The organism is Citrobacter freundii complex sp. 2025EL-00176 (genome assembly GCF_053309355.1).
Map to the genome: position 1 here is coordinate 64,347 of NZ_JBRYHT010000018.1, position 18,632 is coordinate 82,978.

Consider the following 18,632-nt stretch of genomic DNA (forward strand, 5'->3'; position numbering starts at 1 on the left):
TGTGTATGTTTACCGGAATATTCATCATTGCCGTTCTGCTCGCCGGATTTGTGGTATTGCTCAGGCAGGCCGGTTCGGCCCGACATCCGCTTTTGCAGATGCTGCGTGAAAAAGGGATTCGGCCGGGCAGAACTGAACTGTTGCTGTGCCGCCGACCGTCGTTCGTCAGTGCCGGTCAGCTGATGACGGAGCGGGAGCAGCGTTTTCTGCGCCGGCTCGACAGGGTGACCGATACCCGCCAGTGGCGGCTGTGTCCGCAGGTTCGTGTGGCCGATATCGTCAGAGTGGCGCCCGATCGTAAGTCCGGGAGCCGTGAATGGTGGCAACTGTTCCGCCTGGTATCGCAGTGGCACTGCGATGTGGTTATCACGGACCGCACCGGAAGAATCATTGTGGCAGTAGAGCTGGACGACCGTTCCCATCAGGCGCCGAAACGTCAGCGACGTGACCTGCTGCTGGAAGAGGTGCTGAAACAGGCGGGTATCCCGCTGCTGCGTGGCGATGATGAGCAACAGCTGGCGGAGCGCGTCAGAGCACACCTTTGCGCACAACGACAGGAGGCTGCAACATGAATCCGGGTAAATCTGTTGCCCTGCATCCTTTCAGGCTGACCCTGAATTTCTCCGCGCTGCAGCGCGATGTCATCCGGATGGCCGCGTTTATGGCAATGGTGGGGGACCACATCGCCACTGCCTTCCTGCTGGAGATACCCTTACTGAACATGGTCGGGCGTTGTGCATTCCCCCTGTTTGCGCTGGTCAGTGGCTGCAACATGGCAGGCAAAACCCTGCGTCAGCACAGCCTCAACCGCCTGTGGCTGATGGCACTCCTGGCCCAGCCGGGTTACTGGCTGGCCTTCAGGGAAGCCGGACTCATGTGGTGGCAACTGAATATCCTGTTCGCTTTCGCTGTTGTCATGCAGGTGACCCGCTTCCTGCAGGCAACGACCGTGCTTAATGGCGTTGCAGCGTTCATGGCCCTGGTGGGATATCTACCGCTTAGCTCTGCCAGTTACGGTATACCCGGTCTACTGATGCTCGCCGGCGCGCTGCTTGTCTGGCAGGTCCGGGACACACTGCGGCCAGCCCTGTTTGCTGTCTGGCTGTTGCTGGTCGCCCTGCTTAATGCCCGACATGGTGATGTGATGACGCTTTCCGGTGTACTGCTGACGTTGACTGTGCTGTTTTGCGTGCACGGGCTGGTACCGGCTCCCGGACGACGCCTGCAGGCCGGACGGTGGTTTGCACCAGCCTATGCCCTCCATCTGCTGTGTATTGGTTTTCTGGTCAGTGTTCTCTGACCTGTTTTTACTGTTGCTTCAATCAAACAAAAGGAATTCACATGAAAAATAAGCAAATCGCTTTATCTGCGGTTATCTCCGGTTGCCTGTCATTAAGCGGGCCGACGTTTGCTTCGTCAAAAGGGCCTGTACTTATCCATTCAGAACTACCTGAACAGATTATGGCAGCGCCTACCGCGGTGCCTGAGCAGGTCACGACTAACGTGCTTCTGCGACAGATTCTGGCGGAGGTGATAAAGGCAAATAGCCTGAAGGAGGATAACCGCTGTAGCGATGGTGAGAAGAAGTATTCTCCGGGTTACATCATCAGCGTTGGCAATAAAACGCTGCGATGCGATATCAGCAAGGACTACCCGCAATGGATCGAGGGGAACAAAGCTTGAGGGCCGAAAAAACTTCCGCATGATCCTGTTTGTTCAACTAAACGGCCTGACGCCTCCGCAGGGCGTCGTTGTCCAACCCCGGCAATCGGGGAAAAGCAAGTTTCCCCCGATTCCGGCGTTTCTGAATACATCCAGCGAAGGAAATACCATGCAAATAATGTCTAAAAAACATATGTGCCGATGGTTTCTGCCCAGTCTGCTCGGTCTGGTTCTGTGCGTGCCAGTACCGAATACTTACGCAGCCACCGTTGAGGCAGGATTTTCTCCGGAAGGTACAGCTCTCCAGCTGGTTCTTAAGACAATTGAGACCGCGCAACAGGAAATCCGTCTGATGGGCTACTCCTTCACCTCCCCGGAGGTGGTCGGGGCGCTTGTCAGGGCAAAACACCGGGGGATCGATGTGGGCGTGGTTCTGGACTGGAAAGCTAATGCCGGGAACAACAACAAAGCCAGTAAAGCAGCCATGAACCTTCTGGTTGGTGCCGGCATCCCGGTTCGTACAGTCAGTGCTTACAAAATTCTCCACGACAAAGTGATCGTCGCTGATGGCCGCAACACCCAGGTCGGCTCATTTAACTTCAGCCGGGCTGCAGACCGCTCGAATTCGGAGAACGTGCTTGTCGTCTGGGATGACCCAGTCTTAGCACGCAGCTACCTGAATCACTGGACATCCCGCTGGGCGCAGGGAACGGACTGGAAACAGACGTACTGACATTTCAATAAACGATCCTGAAACGTAAACCGTGCGCCAACACAGGTTACGTTCATAAAGTAAGTCGCTGATTTCAGGAATCTGTAGTATTCTCTGCAAAGATCCAGATTTGATCCTTGAGGAGGCAGAGATGTCGCAGCCTGGAAATGCAGTTTCCTCATCGAAAGAAAAACGTGCGTACCGCAAAGGCCATCCGCTGAGTGCTTCTGAGCGACAACAAAGTTTTGTTGCGCGGAAACGTGAAACGCATAAAGAAATTAAGATCCTTGTGCCTAAAGAGCTCAAGAGCAAATTTCAGGAAATGTGTGCAGAAAGCGGTCTGAGTCAGGCAGAACTGTTTAGCCGTTTAATCGACAAAGCCAGTTAAACTGGCGTTATGGGCTGACATTCTTGCTTGAGTGGGCACGTAGTGCTAGATTACTGATCGTTTAAAGAATTTTGATGGCCGGCCACGCCGTAAGGTGGCAGGGAACTGGTTCTGATGAGGTGTCTACCCGGGACCAGAAAAGACAAAACCCCGATAATCTTTCAATGTTTGGCGACGAAGAAGATTACCGGGGCTTACCTAAACTGTATAGAAGCTGTTGCTCTATGCAGGGAGTATAGTTTTATGCTCAGAAAAGTTCAACACCTGTTTCTGCGCCATTTGCTCCTTCCGTGCAACATAAGTGCGGGCGGGTTTGAATAGCGGAACATTTTCCGATTCTACCTATTTCGACTGGTCGGAATACGACTTAGCGAATCTGCGTGAAGCACGCGATTCTGTTGTTGTTTCTCCGAAGCGTACACGCCGTCGTCGCGGAACACACTCGACGGCGTGTAAGTGTGCTGATCCTAAATATCTTCGACCTGCGAACTTTAGCGAGCTCCCGAAAGTACTTCGGGACGGGTATCATCGTGCCCAGAAACGCCGTTTCTCGCGGCATCCGTATTTCGTGCATATGCGCACAAATGCTGGCCGTGAGCGCGATTTCCGACAGGAACGCCAGCATCTCCTCGATGCACTGGCCGTTCTGCTGGTCAGCGGCTGCGACATTGCCACGTTTAACGTCGCCCTCAACAGTTCACAGATATGCAAGGCATTAAGTCCAAAAGATTCCCGGGGTGAGGTAATACCTGGTGAAGAGGTCACGCCTTCCCGCATTTGCCGCGCACTCGATCTGTTAGAAAATTACGGCCTTATCGAGCCGTACATGCGTCGCCTGGACCCGTACACAAAAACATACCTCCCGCGTCATGTCACGTTAACAGAGCAGTTTTTCAAGCTCCTCCAGGTCAATCTCGATCTGCTGTTCAAAGAGCGTGAAGAACGTCTGCGCGCGCTGGCTGAGGGGATTCTTGCCCCTGGCGAAGTGATGTCCGTAAAAGCGGCCAGACAGCGCTTCTTTGACGAGAAAGTGGCGCAGGCCCTGAAGGTTCGCCGCGAGCGAGCGATAGAACAGAAGCGCCTTTCCAGAATTGCGCGTTCTACCCAGCTCGATGACCGGCAGTTCCAGATTGCAGCCTGGCTGATCAACACGCGGCCGGAAGTCTCAGGCATGACTCCGGATGATTTCGAGTTGCTGGTCTATCATTACCTGCGTCAGATCAAGCTCAATTTTGACGCTGAGCCACCAGGCTAACTTAACGCTCACTCCACGTTTTTCCTCTACCGCCGCTGGCGGTTTTTGTGCTTCCCCGCGTTTAAAAACAGGCTAAAAAACAATCAATAAAGCCTGCCGTTACGACACGCATTACCGGCGAAAAAAACCCTGATGATGCAACCTGGTCATGTCCCTGTAGTTATGCACAAATATCCGCAAACATAGAGGACTTCTTACCGGCAATGACTGGAAGTATTACCCGCAAGTTTTTCTTAATCTTCTGGTAGCCCTGTGCTATTTCTTACCAACGAACGCTTACGCGCCTTTGCGCTTTTTAATCATTCAATTAAAAAACGGATCTTATTCAGTCCCGCTTTCCTGTGGAAAACGGGATAATGTCCGCCCTTGCAGCGGACTACGTCCGCGCCGGTTCGGAAACAGCAAATGTACCTCCCGCCACTACGCGGCGGGCATTAGTCATATAAAATAGTTACAACATACAAAATATTCACGCAAAGACGTGAATCGTGCACACCTGAACCATCACAGCCCCTCCCACCACTAAAAAGCGAGGCCGCCCCGGGCCGAAGGCCCGGAACAACATCGCTTTTAATGCTGGATGATGTAACTAAACATTTGAGTGGCTGCCAGTAACATCGCGGCAGGTTCTCAATACAGCCCCCGGGCACCGGCCTTGCCGGCGCCACGGCTCCGGAAATCACGCGCTGTACGTCGCAAGCGCCGTACAGCCCGCTCACCGGAGTTAAAAGGGCTTAATGAAACCACATCATAGCTATAAGCGGGTTATGGCTTAGCAGGGCGAAGGGATGGATTGGTGGAACCTATCAACAGCGTAACCGGCTGCGCCGGGCTACGGCGCCATTAACAACCGTGCTCTGGTCAACTTCTGAGGGCGCCTCTATGCGCCTTTGGCGCATTCCCGGAATGCCTGCGCGCTGCTCGGCATTCTTAACCCGAATATTGAAGCAGCATTTCCGGCTACGCCGGGTCCCGGCGCCACTCACCATCAGTATTCTGTTTACCACCTGCTGGCGCCTCCATGCCGCCTGGCGGCATTCGTGACCACAGCTTATGCTCAGCAGTAGAAATACTGACGTTAAGCCTCTGCCGTAGTATATTTTCGCGATTATCCTTAGCTACGCTAAGGCTGGCCGGACGTGATCAGGACTAATATGACCATCAGGGAAAGCATATGAGCGATGAACCGGGAAGAGGTAAATTTGTCGATCAGGCGGCAGAAGCCAGGCCTTCTGTCTGGCGCAGAACAGCTGGCTGGATACGTGAGGAGATCCAGCATTCTCTGGGAAGGCCAGCCCGCCTGGAGGGTGCTATTGCTTCCGGGCAGCTAATTCCCTGTCCGATCATCGCCCCTGTCGACACGTTCTGGACACGGTCGGTGGTCTACTGGCAGGACTGGATGTCTTTTTCTCTGTCATCATTTCATTCCCGTCCCTGGACGATCGACTACCGCAAACCGGGCTACCAGCGCCGGCTCGAAAGCCATTCACTTGCTGTTCCTGAGGTTCAGCAACTGATTAGAAAAGAAAATATCCCTCATTTTTCATGCGATATCACAGATATTCGGGGGATTTCAGCCTCGAAATCTATGGATCATGATATCCGGGACATCGATGAGTTTCCTGTACTGAGATGCCGTGAGCTGGCTGAACCTGTGACTGAAGAGCACCTGCGAAAAAATATGCGTCACTGGGAATTAGGGGGAACCGCAGAATTCGGAAAAAATCGTACGCTAAGCTAACGGTGTTCTCGTGACAGCTCTTTGACTAGGCTTTCTAAGGCCATTCTGATAGCCCTGACTTCCTGAAAAGCCATGGCTAAAATTTGTGCGGCTAAAAGGGATAACCGATGGTAAAGTAAGTTATCCCTGTCGAGATACTGAAAAGCGTTATCCTCGTTTTTCCCAAAACTGTTTTGCCAGTTCGCTCAGAGCGCTAGTTAACTGAGCGACAGATTTCGCACTTTGCAAATTATTCTGCCCGGTCTGTACATTGGTATCAGCAGCATCGCGTATATTGATAATACTGCGGTTTATGTCTTCACTTACTGCTCCCTGCTGCTCGACCGCAGTCGCTATTTGCGCGTTCATGTCGGTAATTTCGTTAACGCGTTGGCCAATTCCATCAAGAGCTGTAGCTGCTTCCTCTGCGTGAGCTACACTCGTGTGCGCTTGCCGACTACTTTGCTCCATGACTGTAACAGCGGATTGCGCTCGCTCTTGTAGAGCGCTGATCATGCTTTGAATATCCGTTGTCGATTGCTGTGTGCGAGCAGCAAGACTGCGAACCTCATCGGCGACAACAGCAAAACCACGCCCCTGCTCACCAGCACGCGCGGCCTCAATTGCTGCGTTGAGTGCCAACAAATTCGTTTGCTCGGCGATCCCTCGTATAACGTCAAGAACTTTTGATATCTCGTTACTTTGACCTTCAAGCTCATGAATAACCTGAGTGGCTTGCCTAATTTCACCTTCAAGGGCAGTGATTGACTGGCTTGTGTGGGCTACCAGACGCTGGCCAGATGCCGTCTCAGTGTCTGCTCTTCCGGCCGCATCTGCAGCATGCTGTGCATTGCTCGCAACCTCTTGAATGCTTGCCACCATTTGGTTTACTGCCGTTGCTATTTGATCTGTCTCTGCCTGCTGCTCAACTGTAAGTACATTGCTTGACTCAATATCCTTTAGTAGGCCTCGGGTGTGTTCGCTAAGCCGATTTGATGCATCACCTATGCGACCTACTATGGCGCCTGTTTCAGCTTGCATCATTCGTAAAGCAAACTCTATTTGGCCAAACTCATCGGTGCGCCCAGTGTAGAGGGATTGACTTAATGGGTTATTGGAAATATTCCTGGCTCTTTCAACCAGTCTTCCAAGAGGAGAGAGAATAGCCAAAACACTAACAGAGCTTAAGCTTCCTGACATTAAAGTGGCTAACAATAAGCTGCTTATTGATGTATCAGTAAGCATGCCGGCAGCCATTGCGCTTGATATAATACTACCCCATATGAGCAAGAGTATTTTCACGGAAAAGCTAGCAGCCAATTTCGGCCTCGCGGCCTTCCCGCTTCTCAATTGAGCATATAATTTTTCCGCAGCCAAAACCTGCTCAGGTTCAGGCTTGGTCCTTACAGACTGGTATTCAACAATCGAACCATTCTTAGCTATTGGCGTTACATAAGCACTTACCCAATAGTGGTCGCCATTTTTACAGCGATTTTTTACTAGCCCCATCCATGAGCGGCCAGATTTTAATGTACTCCACATATGCTCAAATGCAGCAGGCGGCATATCTGGGTGTCTTACGATGTTGTGAGGCTGGCCTAATAGGGGTCAGTTTGGATATCGAAAATTATTGTACGTTAGGCTCATTTTTTGACCATCAATGATGAGCCAATATCTGGCGAAATTTAACAGAACCGCCTATGCCCCAAATCCCGTATCGGTAGATATCATTTTTGTAGTAACTTTCCTTCCGACAGTATCACAGCCAAAAATAATATAAATATATGATTTATATCGTAAATAAAGGTAGTTATGTTTATTCTTAGTTATACTATAGTGGAGTATGCATTGACGATAATTATATACTCCACTATAGTATATAAAATCAAAAATGGTGAGGTAAATAATGCCCAGTACTCCTGAAGAGAAAAAAAAGGTCCTTACCCGTGTTCGCCGCATTCGGGGTCAGATTGATGCTCTGGAAAGAGCGCTGGAAAATGGTGCTGAATGCCGTTCCATTCTTCAGCAGATAGCTGCCGTTCGCGGAGCAGCTAACGGTCTTATGGCAGAGGTGCTCGAGAGCCACATACGGGAAACCTTTGACCAGAATGACAGCTACAGCCATGAAATCAGTAAATCCGTTGACGATACGATTGAACTGGTTCGCGCCTATCTTAAATAGCTAAGCCATCACATTGAGGATAATTTACATATGAAATCACGTGCTGCCGTTGCATTTGCACCAGGGAAGCCCCTGGAGATTGTTGAAATTGATGTTGCACCACCTAAAAAAGGCGAGGTGCTGATTAAAAATACCCACACCGGTGTCTGCCACACCGATGCCTTTACCCTCTCCGGGAACGATCCTGAGGGCGTTTTCCCGGTGGTTCTCGGCCACGAAGGGGCCGGTGTCGTCGTGGAGGTCGGTGAAGGCGTGACCAGCGTGAAGCCGGGAGACCATGTGATTCCGCTTTACACCGCCGAATGCGGGGAGTGTGAATTCTGTCAGTCCGGGAAAACGAACCTCTGTGTATCGGTTCGCGAAACTCAGGGAAAAGGACTGATGCCTGACGGAACCACCCGCTTTTCTTACAATGGCCAGCCTCTTTACCACTACATGGGATGCTCCACCTTCAGTGAGTATACGGTAGTGGCCGAGGTTTCTCTGGCAAAAATTAACCCGGAGGCAAACCATGAACACGTCTGCCTGCTGGGCTGTGGCGTGACTACCGGGATTGGCGCTGTTCACAACACAGCGAAAGTACAGCCTGGAGATTCTGTCGCTATTTTTGGTCTTGGCGCAATCGGTCTGGCTGCCGTTCAGGGGGCTCGCCAGGCAAAAGCAGGACGCATTATCGCTATCGACACCAACCCGGCCAAATTCGAACTTGCCCGTCAGTTCGGTGCAACCGACTGCATCAACCCGAACGACCATGACAAACCGATTAAAGATGTGCTGCTTGAAATCAACAAATGGGGCATTGACCACACTTTTGAATGTATCGGTAACGTCAACGTTATGCGTGCGGCGCTGGAAAGTGCTCACCGTGGCTGGGGCCAGTCCATTGTCATCGGCGTGGCCGGCGCCGGGCAGGAGATATCCACCCGTCCATTCCAGCTCGTTACCGGGCGCGTATGGAAAGGTTCTGCTTTCGGCGGAGTGAAAGGCCGTACGCAACTTCCGGCCATGGTAGAAGATGCCATGAAGGGTGAAATTGAACTGGAGCCATTTGTTACCCACACGATGACGCTGGATGAAATCAATGAGGCCTTCGATCTTATGCATGAAGGTAAATCAATCCGTACGGTAATCCGTTACTGATAGCGTCTTAACTGAGTCAAACCAACTGAAGGAAATGGATCATGGCAACACCTGTAATTTCTGGTAATGACGTTTTTTCCCACGTCTTCATCGGTGCATCCGATGTTGAAAAATCCGCTGATTTTTACGATGCTGTCCTCGGTACGCTTGGCATCAATAACCTCGGCCCGTTTGGCAATGGCTGGGTACTTTATGGTCGCGAAAAGCCAGCCTTTATTATTGCACATCCGGGCAACGGTGAAGCGCCATCGGCCAACGGCGTTACTGTCGGCTTTGCAGCTGCAAGTCCGGAAGAAGTTGATGCTTTCCACGCCGCGGGCCTTGCCGCCGGAGGGAAAGATGAAGGTCAGCCTGGCCCGCGCAGCCATCTCCCTGGAGCCTATGCAGCCTACCTGCGAGACCCTGCGGGTAACAAAATCACGGCTTATACGTTCATCTGACGTCCGGCTATAAAGAGACTTCCCCTGACTCCCTGTCAGGGGAAATAACCATGAGACAGAGGCTGATGGAACTCATCGAGCAGCATGCCAGCGCTGGCGGCTGGCAAAACGTATACCGCCATAATTCACAAACACTTAATTGTGGGATGAATTTCGGTGTTTATCTTCCCCCCAAAGCAGCAACAGAAAAACTGCCGGTCCTGTACTGGCTCTCGGGTCTGACCTGTACGGAGCAGAATTTCATCACCAAATCGGGTATGCAGCATTATGCCGCCAGGAACAACATCATCGTCGTTGTTCCTGATACCAGTCCCCGTGGAGAGCATGTCGCAGATGCTGACAGCTACGATCTGGGCCAGGGTGCCGGATTTTATCTGAACGCGACGGAACATCCGTGGAACACGCATTACAGGATGTATGACTATATTCTCCATGAGCTTCCGGATGTTGTCATGGAGCATTTACCTGTAACATCAAGGAAATCAATATCCGGTCACTCCATGGGGGGGCTGGGAGCGCTGGTTCTGTCGCTGCGAAATCCTGATGAATATGTGAGTGTATCGGCATTTTCACCAATAGTGTCACCTTCTCAGGTGCCATGGGGACAACAGGCATTCACCGCGTACCTGGGTGAAAATAAAAAAACGTGGGAGCACTACGATCCCGTCAGTCTCATTTTACAGGGTGCGAAATTACCAGAAATTTTTATTGACCAGGGATTAAGTGACGCCTTTTATGAAGATCAGTTACGCACTAAAAGTCTTGAAAGAGTGTGCAACGAGATGAACATCAACGCATCATTCCGATATCATACTGGTTACGACCACAGCTATTATTTCATTTCCAGCTTTATTGGTGAGCACATTGCTTACCATGCCAACAGGCTCAGGCTGTCAGCATGAGTTGATTTCCAGCCTCAGAAAATGTGCTTGGGGGGGTAAGCGGGAACCCCAGAAAATTCCGCCATTCCGCATTGTGGAATTTTTTGGGGGGGTGGTCCGCGGCATGACGACCCGCCAAAGGCTACCGCATCTATCTGAGGCGCTGTGGCGCGACGCTGAAACCCCGGGGAATTCCGCTACTCCAGTTCCAGGTCCGCAATAGTTCGTCCAGGTCGGGTGGCGTACGCCGGAAACGCCGATTTTTCCGCAACCGTTTCTGCGTTGTCGGCAAGGTGGTCTCAGAGAGCGCTCAAGAAGCGGTTTTTCTCGTATGTTTAGCTACGGTGGCCTAGGAGCCTGCGCGGCAGAAGCCAAATCGGCGGAAGATCGAGGACGATACGGGGATGGCTGCCAGTTACCTTCCTTACCGACCCGACCAATCCTATCTGCTGCCCCCTTCTCTGGGAGAGTGGCTACCTGAAGGGCATCTTGCCTACTTCATCAGCGAGACTGTCGATACGCTGGACTTGAGCGCATTCCACGCCCGGTATGCCGGCGGTGGTCCGGGCAATCAGCCGTTTCATCCGGCGATGATGGTCAAAGTGCTGATCTATGGTTACGCGAGCGGCGTCTTCTCTTCGCGCAAACTAGCCAGGAAGCTGTACGAGGATGTCGCGTTGCGTGTGCTGGCCGCTGGAAACTTCCCGGCCCACCGCACGCTGAGTGACTTCCGTGCCCTACACCTGACCGAGCTTGAGAATTTGTTCGTTCAGGTGGTGCAACTGGCGCGCGAATGTGGGCTGGTGAAGCTTGGCACGATCGCGGTCGACGGCACCAAGGTAAAAGCCAACGCCAGCCGCCACAAGGCGATGAGCTATAAGCGCATGAAGCCGGCCGAGGACGAATTGCATTGCGAGATCAAGGCGCTGCTTGATCGCGCCAAGGCTACCGACGACCAGGAGCGTAACGAGCCGGAGCTGGACATTCCTGCCGAGATTTCTCGCCGCGAGAAGCGCCTGGAGGCGATCCAGGCGGCAAAGGCGCGCCTGGAAGCGCGCCAGCGTGAAGCGGACCAGGCCCGGGGGCGCAGCGAAGACGATGGCCGCCGGCCTCGCCATCCGGATGGCTCGGACAAGGGCGGTGGCTCGTACAAACGCGAGTTTGGTGTGCCGGATGACCGTGATCAGGAAAGCTTCACCGATCCGGACAGCCGGATCATGAAACACGCCGGTGGTGGCTCCGAGCAGAGCTACAACGGGTACACAGCGGTCGATGCCGAGCACCAGATCATCGTGGCGGCGGAGTTGACCAACTGCGCCGCGGACAGTCAGGCGCTGCTGGGCATGCTGGCAGCAGTTCAGGCCAACACCGGAGAAATGCCGGCCCAGACGCTGGCGGATGCGGGATTCCGTAGTGAGGCTGTTCTGGCAAAGGTCGCCGATCACCACGGCGATGTCATCGTTGCCCTCGGCCGCGAGGGACGTGAAGATGCCAAGGTCAATGCCAAGACCCATCCGCATACGGCGGCGATTGCGGCGAAATTGAAAACGGAGCAAGGCGATGCAGCTTACCGCCGGCGCAAGTCGATCGTGGAGGCTCCGAATGGTTGGATCAAGGCGGTGATGGGATTGCGTCAGTTCAGCATGAGGGGCCTGGACAAGGTGCAAGCCGAGTGGAAGCTCGTCTGCATGGCGCTAAATCTGAGGCGAATGGCGTATCTGTGAGGGCGAAGGTTAAATGGGGCGGCTCAAATGCACCCCAGTCGTCATAACACGCCGCGCGCCGCAAGATTGGTATCCTTGGCGCCGACGCCTTGCCAATTGCAGAGAGCGCCGCCGCCATCGTCAGTGCTCTACAGAAAACCGGTCACACGGCTCTGCCGCGCAGACTCCTAGCCTAAATGTGACAGTGGTTGGTAATCCATGCCGCCCGCAAGGGCGGCGGTGGTGGGCCAATAGATGATTTTCAGAGCCTTACTGCCCGTTGACGCCCAATCCCTCGAGCGCGAGTCTAGCCGCAGCGGCGATGACGGCCTCGCTGTGCTTGTCATCCTTGTTAGGCGCCCGGGTGTAGACGGCCAACACAATAGGTGCGCGCCCAGTGGGCCAGACGACGGCATAGTCATTTGCCGTGCCATACCCTCCGCAGGTTCCGGTTTTGTCTCCGACTGCCCAGTCTGCCGGCACCGCCGCGCGGATGCGGTGGTTGCCGGTCGTGTTTCCCTTTAGCCAATCAACAAACTGCTGCCGCTGCGGCGCAGCCAGTGCAGAGCCCAGTGTCAGTTTTTGTAAGCTTTCCGTCACGGCGCGCGGCGATGAGGTATCGCGCGCATCGCCTGGGATGGCGGAGTTCAGCTCCAGCTCCCAGCGGTCCAGACGGAACGTGGTATCGCCGATAGAGCGCATGAAGGCCGTCAGCCCGGCCGGGCCGCCCAACTCCTTCAGCAACAAATTGGCGGCGGCGTTATCACTGTATTGCACGGCGGCCGCGGACAGCTCCGCCACCGTCATGCCTGTTGTCAGATATTTTTCCGAGATGGGTGACCACCGAACCAGCGCATTTTTGCCGTAACGGATGGGTGTGTCCAGCAAGCCGGCCTGCTGCTGGCTGCGAGCCAGCACAGCGGCAGCAAGAAAGCCCTTGAATGAGCTGCACAGTGGGAAGCGCTCCTCAGCGCGGTAACTTACAGTTGCGCCTGAGCCGGTATCCATCGCGTACACACCGATGGAGCCGCCAAAGTCCTGTTCGAGTTTAGCGAATGGTTCCGCGACGAGGTTGGTCAGCGCGGTGGCAGAAAAGCCAGCCAGCGGCCATGAGAGACAAGACAGCAGAACTAGACGGCGATACAGTGACATCAACGATATTCCTTGTTTGAAGGTGGAGCTAGGTGTAGCGGCCGGATGTAATCAGGCCGCTACAGCTGGGATTATCACCGAGCGGCAAGCCGCTCCCTCTCCAGAGGCTGTAACGGCTGTAACTGCCCCGGATGGGCACACATCGGGTTGGTAAGTCCCTGGCACCACAACGTCCAGCGCTATTGAAAAACGAATCAGGTCGGCGTTCATGGGTCGGCCACCTCGCCTGACCTCGGCATCCACGTTACGGACGGCCTCAGGAAGTCCTGGCCAAGCCCCGACTATTGGGGCGCGAAGATAGCACCGAGGGTACGCCGGTGTCAACACCAACTGAAAACTGACCCACTTTACCCCTGAATCACCAAAGTAATACTGACCCACCTGGATCATTCGGGTTTGGAATTTTTCCTGACCACTCCCGCCTTCCTCTTGTCCTTCAAGCGGTAGCTTTCGCCGCTCAGGGTCAGGATATGGGCATGGTGCAGCAGCCGATCCAGCATCGCGGCTGTCAGGGTGGTATCGCCGGCAAACGCGTCGGCCCACTGGCTGAACGGCAGGTTCGAGGTCAGGATCATCGCCCCTTTCTCATAGCGCTTCGCCACCACCTGAAAGAACAGGTTCGCTTCCTCGCGTCCGAAAGGCAGGTAGCCGATCTCATCGATCACCAGCAGCCGTGGACCGAGGATGGCGCGGTTGAAGTATTCCTTCAGCCGCCCTTGTCGCTGCGCCGTGCTCAGTTGCAGCATCAGGTCGGCTGCCGTGATGAAGCGTGTCTTGACCCCGGCTTGCGCGGCCTTGTAACCCAAGGCGATGGCGAGGTGGGTCTTGCCGATGCCAGAGGGTCCGATCAGCACCACGTTCTCGGCCCGTTCGACAAACGCCAGACTGCCCAGCTCCTGCACCAGTGCCTTGGGCACGCCGGGGTTGAAGCTGAAGTCATAGTCCTCCAGGGTCTTGATGCCCGGGAAGCAAGCCATCCGCGTCAGCAGTTCGCGGCTGCGCTGCTGGCGACACCCCGCTTCATGCCGCAACAGGTGTTCCAGGAAGTCGGTGAAGCTGAAGTCCTCGCGCACCGCCTGCTGCGCCAGGACGGGGTAATGCGTTGCCACCCGTTCGAGTTTGAGTTGCTGGCACAGGGCGTCGATCCGCTCATGCTGGAGGTTCATCGGCAGGCCTCCCCAATTGCGTCATAGACAGACAGTGGGTGCTGGAGAGATTCCAGTGGTACCGGGCGGAGACTGTTATCCAGCAGGGGGGCCTCGTCGCGCCGCACACGGGATGGCAAGGGTTGCAGGTGTTCCCGCTCCTGCCGCCAACGGTCGATGGGGCGCTCGTTCAGGGTGGCGTGGACCCGCACATTCGCCTCGTCTGCCAACCAGTCACGGACGCGTCGGTTGGCAGCAGCACAATCGAGCAGCAGCCCCGTGCCCTTCATCCGGGTCAGCAACGGGTTGTAGAAGCTCTCGCGGAAGTAGCGATTGAAGCGCTCGACCTTGCCTTTGGTCTGGGCCCGATACGGGCGACACAGCCGGATCCGGAACCCCAGGTCATCGGCCAGTTGAAGCAAGCCGGGGTGAAAACGGTGCTTGCCGTCACCGTAGGCATCGCGTTCCAGCACCACGGTCTTCATGTTGTCGAACAACACCTCGCGGGGCACACCGCCCAGATAGTCAAAAGCCAGCAACAGGGAGTCCCGCACGGACTCGAAGGATTCGTCCGGTACGAAGGTGACAAACGTCATGCGGCTGTATCCCAGCGTGGCGACGAAGGCCGACATGGGGGATCTGGCCCGGCGCAAGACCACGAAATCAGCCTGCAACTGCCGTCCGGGCTCGGTCTCGAAACGGACGGCCGGACCTGCTTCGCGGCGGGCGGGCTTGAGCGTGGCGAGGAAGGCGCGCAATAACGAGAGACCGCCGCCATACCCTTGAGCGCGGATTTCCCGATTCAGGACGGTGGCAGGCAGCCAGATGGGGTGGGCCTGCTCGACCCGTTGCCGCAGATAAGATTCAAATGGCCCCAGTTTGGTGGGGCGTGGTTCACGGGGCTGGTATCGCGCTACCGACGGATCGCGGAGGTAGCGGCGCACGGTATTGCGCGAGACCCCCAACGTGCGGGCGATGTGCCGGATGGAGTGGCCCTGTCGGGCAAGAACTCTGATTTCCACGGTTTGCTCCTGGGTCAACATCGACGGCCTCGAAAAGGCCGCCAAACTAGCCCAGGTGGATCAGTTTTACTTCGCTGGGGTGGGTCAGTTTTACACTGCTGCTAACACGGAACCGCTGAAAATTCCGTCACTCCAGTTCCAGGCCTGCGACGATCGCATCGAGATCGATCGTCTTGCCGCTGCTTTGAAAGGTGTAGTGCCCGTTGAGCAGGATGTGCCGCCATGCCGCAGGCGAAATTTTTGTGATGAGTGCCAGCGCCTTGCTGTTGCCGGCCGCCTCGTACTTGGTCACCAGCCGCGACAAGATTGCCGAGTTGTAGAAAATGATCGTGTTGGCGATCAGCCGTGCGCACTGGTTGCTGATCTCGATTTCAATGTCGGTGCGACCGGTCAGTTCCTTCTTACCGCCGACCTGGGCAATGGCCGAGCGTAGCTGATGGTAGGACTCGAGGCGATTTTGCGAGCGGTGCACGTTGCGTTCCAGTTGCGGATCGCGCAGGTAGCGAAGCGTGTAGATGCTGCGGATGAGCTTGTCGAACTCGAAGATCGCGCGCCGCGTCGGGTTCGTCGTGGTGTAGGTGCACAGCTTGCGGATCAGCGTGCCCTGCGTCATTTCCTTCAGCCCGAGTGTGGCGACGATCCGGTCGATGTTCGGCTTCTCGCGATGGATGAGATCGCAGTCGATTTTCCCGACTGGCCGAATCAGGCACGCCTGATACTGTGCTGGATCGTCAGCGCAGTAGAGTTCTTTCAATTGCGCGTTGAGGTCGGTGAAGCGCGGCTCGAACCGCCGGCCAAACCAATGCAGGATGGCGAAGTTGGCCTTGTTGACGCTGTGCATGTCGCCGGTGATCGCGGTCGGCATGATGTCCGACGTGTTGCGATACCAGATGTCGAACACGTGGTGGGCCTCGTAGTCGTGCGCGCCGATCAGGTAGCCGTTGAGCGGGATGTGGTTGCACAGCAGCGTGTAGGCGACCACGCCCTTGCCGCGCCCGAAGTACTTGCGCGAATAGCGCGCCTTCACGGTCGGCCGTTCGACGCTGAATTTCTGCCCGTCGACGGCACCGTACAGCGTTTCGAGGTCGAACGAGTAGTATGGGAAGATCGGTAGCGTGGCGATGGCGTTGCTGATGCAGTCGTTGGCCGCGTGCAGCGTTGCCTGGCGCAGGTACTGCTGGTAGCCGCTATCCAGCACGTGGTACGGGATGTCGCTGGTGCGCGCCATGACGTGGTTGCCGTGGTTCATCGCTTGCGCGATGATGACCGCCATCAGGCTGTCAGCGTCGGCGACCTTCTTCGCGTAGCGCGGCTGCATGGGCGTGAACGCCGACAGAAACTTGCACTCGTCGTTGACGAAGCGAAACACGTCGGCCACGTCGCAGAACGGAAGCTTCTCGTAGAATGCCTTTTCGCGCGCTTTCTCATTCTCGCTCTTGGGCTTGCGCCAGGTCAGTTTCTGCGTGTCCTTGTTGTATTCGAGGTGCGTCAGCTTGCCCTGTTTCAGCTCGCGGTTGAACGCCAGCCACTGCGTGCGCAGTTCGGCAGTCAGCGCATCGAGTTGGGCATGGACGGGTTGCTGCAGGAAGGGGATCTCCATTTTTGCGAGCACATCGATCTTCCTGTCCATCTCAACCAGTTCATCTGAGAAGTGCCGGTGTTGCAGGCTGTCGTCGAGGTAGAGTTCACCCGATTGGAGACGCTTCCTGATCTGGCGGTACAGCCAGAACTCGTAGCGGTCAGCGTGCAGGCCGGTTGGTTTACCGTCGGCGTCGAAGGTCAGCAGGTACGGCCGCAAGCGTTTCGGAAGTGTCGCCGCGGGCCACTCGTCGAGTGGCCGTTGCGACAGCCGCTGCTGCTTGGCAAAAACACCTTTGGCCCAGGCCAGCGCGGCAAGCCATGGACTGTCTGGATTGGAGCCGGAGAGGTCGAGCGCAACGTACAGTGGACGAAGATGGCGGCGCATGCGGTCGGCCAGCCCGTCCACCGCCTGCCACTGCAAGGCCAGCTTGCTCGCCGGCTTCACGCTCATACGCTGCGCCGTGGTTTGCAGCGTATCGCGAGGCATGATCTTGTAGGCGCGCTGCCGCACCTCGCCGAAGGGCGTGGGATCGGCCACGCTATCATCAACGTAGAGTGACAGCAGGCGGCCTACCCGCGGCGTTTCCTGCTGACGGCGCACCTGCTCGTCGGCAAAGGATTGTTTGGCACCAGCGCTGCTTTCGTCCTCCAACTGCTTCATGTGGTACGCCATCGCATCGACCAGGTTGTCGGAGAGCTGCCGGTAGCGTACCCAGGCATAGCACAGCAGGTAGAGTTGGGTCTGATCGGCCTTCAGATTGCGCAGGTCGTGGACGGTGTAGAAGTTTGCCAGGCTCGCGTAGTACAGCAGGTTCTGCTGCGAGACGTCGAGTTTAGGCAGCAGTGTCTTGGCGATTGCGTGCAGCGGCTCCAGCGTGGCGCGCTTTTCGCGCTCGCGGACCATCTGGCGCCAGCCGAAATTCTTGGCGTCCTGCTTGAGCGCCGCCAGTTGCGACAGGGTGTCATCACGGACCAGAAGCTGGCTCAGCGCGGCCTTGGCAGATTCGTCCAACGCTTGCTCCAGCAGATTGCCCAGGCGCCGGCGCTCGGCGGATAGCGTTTCGCTGACCAACTCTTGCAAGGTCGTATAGCCGGGCCGGATAATCTTGTGCTCATTGAGCCAGACGATCAGCTCGGCGGCGACGAACCCCGGCGTTACGTCACGCCGCACGGTCCGTGCGGCCTGCTGCTCGAGCTGCGGCAGGAAGGCGGCCGACCACGGCCAGTAGCCGAATAGTTTGGCGATCTGCTCGCGCTGGGTGTAGCGTTCATGCTTGGTGATCGCCTTGGGTTCGAACACCTCGCCGTGGAAATAGCGGCTCAGCACGAAAGCGCAATCGTCCTCGACTTCGTCCCAGTCGAAACTGAAGAAGGCATGCTTGGCCTTGAAGTAGCCGATCTGCAAGAGGCAATAGACCTTGGCATGAAGACTGGGCCGGCTGTTGGCAAGCGCCAACTCGGTTTCTGTCACAGCCAGATATTCCAGCTGCTGCGCATCATCGAACTCCGGCAGGCCATACAAGGCCTCCTGTTCGGCGTCGGATAGGACGCTGAGTAGCTTGTTCTTCTTGCTCATGGCCCGTTCTTGCTATCTTGAGGTTTCGTAGAAACATGGGGCATTTTCGATTCTACTGAAATAATCGTTATTA

At 55.6% G+C, this 18,632-nt stretch carries 17 protein-coding genes and 1 pseudogene; 13 read left to right on the forward strand and 5 right to left on the reverse strand.

From position 1 onward, the window contains the following. Positions 1-5: 5 nt before the first annotated feature. The 8 genes from ACVXHP_RS22375 (at position 6) to ACVXHP_RS22410 (ending at position 5,758) form a co-directional block, all read left to right on the forward strand. A complete protein-coding gene (locus ACVXHP_RS22375) occupies positions 6-572 on the forward strand; it encodes a DUF2726 domain-containing protein (RefSeq protein ID WP_063615436.1) in 567 nt (188 codons plus the stop codon). Next, a complete protein-coding gene (traX, locus tag ACVXHP_RS22380; RefSeq protein WP_063615437.1) occupies positions 569-1,300 on the forward strand; it encodes a type-F conjugative transfer system pilin acetylase TraX in 732 nt (243 codons plus the stop codon). The genes ACVXHP_RS22375 and traX overlap by 4 nt, the downstream gene beginning before the upstream one ends. A gap of 41 nt (positions 1,301-1,341) precedes the next feature. Then, complete coding sequence (locus ACVXHP_RS22385) at positions 1,342-1,683, forward strand: hypothetical protein (RefSeq protein ID WP_063615438.1); 342 nt, start codon at positions 1,342-1,344, stop codon at positions 1,681-1,683. Between the two features lie 148 nt (positions 1,684-1,831). Continuing rightward, positions 1,832-2,395: a phospholipase D family nuclease gene (locus tag ACVXHP_RS22390; protein WP_063615439.1), complete on the forward strand. Its 564-nt coding sequence runs from the start codon at positions 1,832-1,834 to the stop codon at positions 2,393-2,395. A gap of 130 nt (positions 2,396-2,525) precedes the next feature. After that, positions 2,526-2,762: a replication regulatory protein RepA gene (repA, locus tag ACVXHP_RS22395; protein WP_000081846.1), complete on the forward strand. Its 237-nt coding sequence runs from the start codon at positions 2,526-2,528 to the stop codon at positions 2,760-2,762. Between the two features lie 243 nt (positions 2,763-3,005). Then, positions 3,006-3,083, forward strand: a complete 78-nt coding sequence (gene tap, locus ACVXHP_RS22400) for a RepA leader peptide Tap (RefSeq protein ID WP_071530466.1) — start codon at positions 3,006-3,008, stop codon at positions 3,081-3,083. Then, positions 3,064-4,017 carry a plasmid replication initiator RepA gene (repA, locus tag ACVXHP_RS22405; protein ID WP_265349392.1) on the forward strand — a complete coding sequence of 318 codons (954 nt, stop codon included), beginning with the start codon at positions 3,064-3,066 and terminating at the stop codon, positions 4,015-4,017. Before tap ends, repA (ACVXHP_RS22405) begins: the two co-directional genes overlap by 20 nt. 1,174 nt (positions 4,018-5,191) lie before the next feature. Beyond that, positions 5,192-5,758 (forward strand): DUF6685 family protein, encoded by a 567-nt coding sequence (locus ACVXHP_RS22410; protein ID WP_227629624.1) that lies wholly within the window; start codon positions 5,192-5,194, stop codon positions 5,756-5,758. A 147-nt stretch (positions 5,759-5,905) separates the two neighbouring features. On the opposite strand, the pseudogene ACVXHP_RS22415 reads toward ACVXHP_RS22410, so the two are convergent. After that, a pseudogene (locus tag ACVXHP_RS22415) lies at positions 5,906-7,342 on the reverse strand (methyl-accepting chemotaxis protein); the annotation flags it as partial. Between the two features lie 301 nt (positions 7,343-7,643). Between ACVXHP_RS22415 and frmR the strand changes: the two are divergent. The 5 genes from frmR (at position 7,644) to ACVXHP_RS22440 (ending at position 12,104) form a co-directional block, all read left to right on the forward strand. Beyond that, positions 7,644-7,919, forward strand: a complete 276-nt coding sequence (frmR, locus tag ACVXHP_RS22420; protein ID WP_001141270.1) for a formaldehyde-responsive transcriptional repressor FrmR — start codon at positions 7,644-7,646, stop codon at positions 7,917-7,919. Positions 7,920-7,949: 30 nt separating this feature from the next. Further along, positions 7,950-9,059, forward strand: coding sequence for an S-(hydroxymethyl)glutathione dehydrogenase (frmA, locus tag ACVXHP_RS22425; RefSeq protein ID WP_000842086.1), 1,110 nt, complete (start codon positions 7,950-7,952; stop codon positions 9,057-9,059). Positions 9,060-9,100: 41 nt separating this feature from the next. Continuing rightward, a complete protein-coding gene (locus ACVXHP_RS22430; protein ID WP_000235177.1) occupies positions 9,101-9,499 on the forward strand; it encodes a VOC family protein in 399 nt (132 codons plus the stop codon). Between the two features lie 65 nt (positions 9,500-9,564). After that, positions 9,565-10,401, forward strand: coding sequence for an S-formylglutathione hydrolase (gene fghA / locus ACVXHP_RS22435; RefSeq protein ID WP_071686688.1), 837 nt, complete (start codon positions 9,565-9,567; stop codon positions 10,399-10,401). Positions 10,402-10,784: 383 nt separating this feature from the next. Then, complete coding sequence (locus tag ACVXHP_RS22440; protein WP_004152397.1) at positions 10,785-12,104, forward strand: IS1182-like element ISKpn6 family transposase; 1,320 nt, start codon at positions 10,785-10,787, stop codon at positions 12,102-12,104. 249 nt (positions 12,105-12,353) lie between these two features. On the opposite strand, the gene ACVXHP_RS22445 is transcribed toward ACVXHP_RS22440, so the two are convergent. The 4 genes from ACVXHP_RS22445 to tnpA form a co-directional block, all read right to left on the reverse strand. Beyond that, positions 12,354-13,235: a carbapenem-hydrolyzing class A beta-lactamase KPC-4 gene (locus ACVXHP_RS22445; RefSeq protein WP_015062847.1), complete on the reverse strand. Its 882-nt coding sequence runs from the start codon at positions 13,233-13,235 to the stop codon at positions 12,354-12,356. Positions 13,236-13,621: 386 nt separating this feature from the next. Next, complete coding sequence (istB, locus tag ACVXHP_RS22450) at positions 13,622-14,401, reverse strand: IS21-like element ISKpn7 family helper ATPase IstB (protein WP_004152394.1); 780 nt, start codon at positions 14,399-14,401, stop codon at positions 13,622-13,624. Beyond that, positions 14,398-15,423: an IS21 family transposase gene (gene istA, locus ACVXHP_RS22455; protein WP_004199214.1), complete on the reverse strand. Its 1,026-nt coding sequence runs from the start codon at positions 15,421-15,423 to the stop codon at positions 14,398-14,400. Before istA ends, istB begins: the two co-directional genes overlap by 4 nt. A 106-nt stretch (positions 15,424-15,529) precedes the next feature. Further along, positions 15,530-18,559, reverse strand: coding sequence for a Tn3-like element Tn4401 family transposase (gene tnpA, locus ACVXHP_RS22460; protein WP_004152392.1), 3,030 nt, complete (start codon positions 18,557-18,559; stop codon positions 15,530-15,532). Between the last annotated feature and the right edge of the window lie 73 nt (positions 18,560-18,632).